Below are 4,549 nucleotides of genomic sequence, written 5' to 3'. Positions count from 1 at the left end.
AAGATCGCCGTGCGCACGAATGATCCGCGGGTGGACCCCGTCGGCGCTTGCGTCGGCATGCGCGGCTCGCGAGTGCAGGCGGTCAGCAATGAGCTGAACGGCGAGCGGGTGGACATCATCCTCTGGGAGCAAAACCCTGCCCAGTTCGTTATCAATGCGATGTCACCGGCCGACGTGGTCTCCATCGTCATCGACGAGGACGCCGGCGCCATGGACGTCGCGGTCAAGGAAGAGAACCTTTCCCAGGCCATCGGCCGCGGTGGCCAGAACGTCCGCCTGGCCGGTCAGCTCACCGGCTGGCAGCTCAACGTCATGAGCGAAGAAGACGCCGCGGCGAAGAGCGAAGAGGAAAGCCAGCGGCTCGTCACCGCGTTCATGGAGCAGCTCCAGGTCGACGAGAACGTCGCCTCGGTGCTGGTGGAAGAGGGTTTCACGACCATCGACGAGGTGGCCTACGTGCCCGTCGCCGAGCTGGAGGCGATTGCCGAGTTCGACGACGAGCTGATCGTCCAACTGCGCCAGCGCGCCAACGATGCCCTGGTGCAGCAGGCGATCGAGCGTGGCGAGGACCTCAACGCCGAGCCGGCCGAGGACCTGTTGCAGATGGAGGGCATGGACGAGGATCTGGCCTATGCCCTTGCCCGCCGCGGCGTCGTCTCGATGGATGACCTCGCCGAGCAGTCGGTTGACGAGCTGATGGAGCTTGACGGCATGGACGAGGAGCGGGCAGGTAGATTGATCATGACGGCGCGTGAGCCCTGGTTCGCAGAAGCGGATCAAGGCTGACGGGAGATGGTGCCAATGAGCAGCGAAGTAACCGTAAAAGCCCTCGCGACATCGGTCGGTATCCCGGTCGATCGTCTTCTCAGTCAGCTCAATGAGGCCGGGATCGCGGCGAACGACGAGGCGACGATGATCTCCGAGCAGCAGAAAAAGCAGCTCTTGGAGTGGCTGCGCAGAAGTCATGTCCGCAAGGAGACGGCGGAGGCCGCTGCTGTTGGCGATCGTGCCGGTGCCCGGCGCAAGGCGAGCAGTGACTCGCGCGCCCAAGGGATCGCGCGATCGGCCAGTGGGCGTCCGATTGCCGGTAGCCGACCGAGTGCGGCTCAGCGCACGGCGTCGAAGGTCAGTGTCGAGGTCAAGCGCAAACGGGTGATCAAACGTGGCCAGGTCGAGACGCCCGACAGTCGCGTAGCCGCCCCGAGTGCGTCCCGTCCCCAAGCGCAACCGCCAGCCCGCCCGTCCCCGCGCCAGCAGCCACGCGCGGCGGTTCAATCGCTTGCCCAGGGCCAGCGCCGGCGGGTCGAGCTGGAGGCACGGCGTGCGGAGGAAGAAGCCCGCCGATTGGCGGAGCATGAGGCCCTCGCTCGCCAGGCAAAGGAGGAAGAGGCACGGCGTGCTGAAGAGGAGCGTCTGCGCCGGGCAGCCGAAGAGGAGTCCGCGCGCATCGAGGCTCAGCGGCAGGCCGAGCTGGATGCGGCCGAGGCCGAGCGGCTCCGCTCCCTGGGTGAGCGCGCGCCGGCCGACGCCGAGGCTGCCGAGATCGAAACGTCGGCGATCGACGTCAGCGTCACCGAGGGTCTGTCGGCGTCCGAGGCGCCGACCCCGTCGGCCAAGGTCGGGGCTAAGAAGCCGAAGCGGCCGAAGCACGGCGATGTCCGTGACGAGGACGACGAAGCCGCGCAGCTCTTGACCAAGGCTGGCAAGCGCCTGCCCGATCTCGGGGACAAGGACCGTCCGCTGCGCAAGGCAGCGCGAAAAGAGGGTGGCCGAGATCGTCCGGAGGAGGACGACGGCGGCATCCTGAGTCGTCCTGGTGCACGGCGCCGGCGGAAGTCCTCCGGAAAGCCGCAGCTGCAGGGCAAGCATGGCTTCCAACGTCCGACCACGGCGTTCGTCCGCGAGGTCGAGGTTCCGGAGGCCATTTCCGTCGGCGAGCTCGCGTCTCGCATGTCGGTGAAGGCGTCCGAGGTCATCCGCGAGCTGTTCAAGCAAGGGATGATGGTCACGATCAACCAGGCCTTGGACCGGGATACGGCCATGCTTCTGGTCGAGGAGATGGGGCACAAGGCGGTCGTGGCGCGGGAAGAGGATGCCGAGGACACGCTGCTCGCCTATCTGGAAGCCGAGAGCGAGAACGCCGAGCAGCTGCCGCGGCCACCGGTGGTCACCATCATGGGGCACGTCGACCATGGCAAGACCTCGCTGCTCGACCATATCCGCCGCACGCGGGTGGCGGCTGGTGAGGCGGGTGGCATCACCCAGCACATCGGCGCCTACCACGTCGACACCGCAAAGGGCACGATCTCATTCCTGGACACCCCGGGACACGCCGCCTTCTCTGCGATGCGCGCCCGTGGTGCCCAGGTGACCGACATCGTCATCCTCGTGGTTGCCGCTGACGATGGCGTCATGCCGCAGACGGTCGAGGCGATCCAGCACGCCCGCGCGGCCAACGTGCCGCTGGTCGTTGCCGTCAACAAGATCGACAAGCCGGATGCGAATCCGGACCGTGTCATGCAAGAGCTGACGCAGCACGAGGTGGTCCCCGAGGAGTGGGGTGGCGATACCATGCTGGTCAAGGTCTCGGCCAAGAGCGGCGAGGGCATCGATGATCTGCTCGACGCGCTGCTGTTGCAGGCGGAGGTCCTGGAGCTGACGGCGCCGACCGACGGCCCGGCCCATGGCACGATCGTCGAGTCCAGCGTCGAAAAGGGCCGCGGCCCGGTCGCGACTGTGCTCGTGCAGTCGGGCACGCTGCATGCTGGCGACACCATTGTCAGCGGGGCCGAGTACGGTCGCGTGCGGGCGATGTTCGACGAGAACGGTCGGCCGGTGAAGTCGGCTGGTCCGTCGATTCCGGTCCAGGTGCTCGGCCTGTCCGGTGCCCCGAACGCCGGCGACGACGTGATCGCCGTCGATGACGAAAAGAAGGCTCGCGAGGTCGCAGAGCTTCGCCAGGAGCGGGAACGTCAGTCCCGGATCGACGAGCAACGCGGCGCCAGCCTCGATCAGCTCTTCGGGCAGCTCCAGTTGGGCGAGCAGAAGGCGGTCAACATCATCCTGAAGGGTGATGTCCAAGGGAGTGTCGAGGCCCTGAAGGACGCCCTGCTGAAGCTCTCGAACGACGAGGTCAAGGTCAACATCGTCGGTTCCGGCGTCGGCGGCATCACAGAATCCGACGCGAATCTGGCGGTGACATCCGATGCCATCATGCTTGGCTTCAATGTCCGCGCCGACGCCGCCGCGCGCCGCGTGGTCGACGAGAAGGGGCTGGACCTGCGCTATTACTCGATCATCTATGAGCTGATCGACGATGTGAAAATGGCCCTGTCCGGTCTCCTGAGTCCGGAGATCAAAGAGGAGATCATCGGCTTGGCCGAGGTCCGCGATGTCTTCCGCTCATCGAAGTTTGGCGCCATTGCCGGCTGTATGGTCGTCGACGGGGTGATCAAGCGCAACAACCCGATCCGCGTGCTGCGGAACAATGTGGTCATCTACGAGGGCGCTCTGGAGTCCCTGCGTCGCTTCAAGGAGGATGTCGGTGAGGTCAAGGCCGGCACCGAGTGTGGCATCGGCGTGAAGAATTACAACGATGTCCAGCCCGGAGACCAGATCGAGGTCTTCGAGCGTACCGAGCGCAAGCGAGAGCTGTGATGGTCGGGTCGCTCGGCGCAATGTTCAGCAGGATTGATCGGGCGTGAGTCGCGAATTTCCGCGCAGCGAGCGCATCGGTGCGGAGCTCCTACGGGAGCTCACGCGCATCTTGAGCACCGAGGTCCGCGATCCGCGCCTCGGTGAGGTCACGCTTCAGGAGGTCCGCGTCACCGGCGACCTGGCTCACGCCAAGGTCTACTTCACCTGCTTCCCGATGGACGAGGGCGGGACGGTTCAGGAGCGGCTGCTCAACGGCCGGTTGGCCGGCTTTTTGCGCCGCGAGCTGGCCCGTGGCTCGCGCTTACGGACCGTGCCTCAGCTCCACTTCATCCACGATGTCTCGGTGAGGCACGGCGAGGCGCTCTCGGCATTGATCGAGAGCGCCGTCGGCAGCTCCTCCGCGCAGGCATCGAGCGACTCGACCGCCGACTCGGCCGAAAAGCCCGAGCAGGTTCAATAGGCTCACTTCCGGTCTTTTCTGGAACGCCCAGACCTCGCCGTCAGCGACTCGCCGGACGCAACGTCCGCTCACTGGATACGACAATGGCACGACGACGTCCCAAGGGCCGCAATGTCAACGGCATTTTGTTGCTGGACAAGCCGTCCGGTATCTCATCGAATCATGCCCTGCAGCGCGTCAAGCGGCTCTATCGGGCCGCGAAGGCGGGGCATACCGGCAGCCTGGATCCATTGGCGACCGGCCTACTGCCGCTTTGTCTTGGCTACACCACCAAGTTCTCCGGGTTTCTGTTGGACGCGGACAAGCGCTACCGGGTCCGTATCCGGCTGGGTGTCACGACGACGACCGCTGATGCCGAGGGAGAGGTGGTCGCGGAGCAGCCCACCGACGCGGTCACCGAGGCCAGGCTGCGCCAGGTCCTCGGGCACTTCG

The 4,549-nt window shown here is 65.9% G+C and carries 3 protein-coding genes and 1 pseudogene; all 4 read left to right on the top strand.

Annotated elements, in window-relative coordinates; all coding sequences use genetic code 11:
- Window positions 1-786 (top strand): transcription termination/antitermination protein NusA (nusA, locus tag LJE61_RS03770; protein WP_296917495.1); only part of this gene is annotated, 786 nt, incomplete at its 5' end.
- Between the two features lie 15 nt (window positions 787-801).
- On the top strand, window positions 802-3,657 hold the full coding sequence (gene infB / locus LJE61_RS03765) for a translation initiation factor IF-2 (protein ID WP_296917493.1): 2,856 nt from the start codon (window positions 802-804) through the stop codon (window positions 3,655-3,657).
- A 43-nt stretch (window positions 3,658-3,700) separates the two neighbouring features.
- Window positions 3,701-4,117, top strand: a complete 417-nt coding sequence (gene rbfA / locus LJE61_RS03760; RefSeq protein WP_296917491.1) for a 30S ribosome-binding factor RbfA — start codon at window positions 3,701-3,703, stop codon at window positions 4,115-4,117.
- Window positions 4,118-4,200: 83 nt separating this feature from the next.
- Window positions 4,201-4,549 (top strand): annotated as a pseudogene (locus LJE61_RS03755) (tRNA pseudouridine(55) synthase TruB); the annotation flags it as partial.

Origin of the sequence: Thiocapsa sp., assembly GCF_022340925.1 — a bacterium.
Taxonomy (GTDB): domain Bacteria; phylum Pseudomonadota; class Gammaproteobacteria; order Chromatiales; family Chromatiaceae; genus Thiocapsa.
This window is presented reverse-complemented; position numbering and strand designations above follow the sequence as displayed.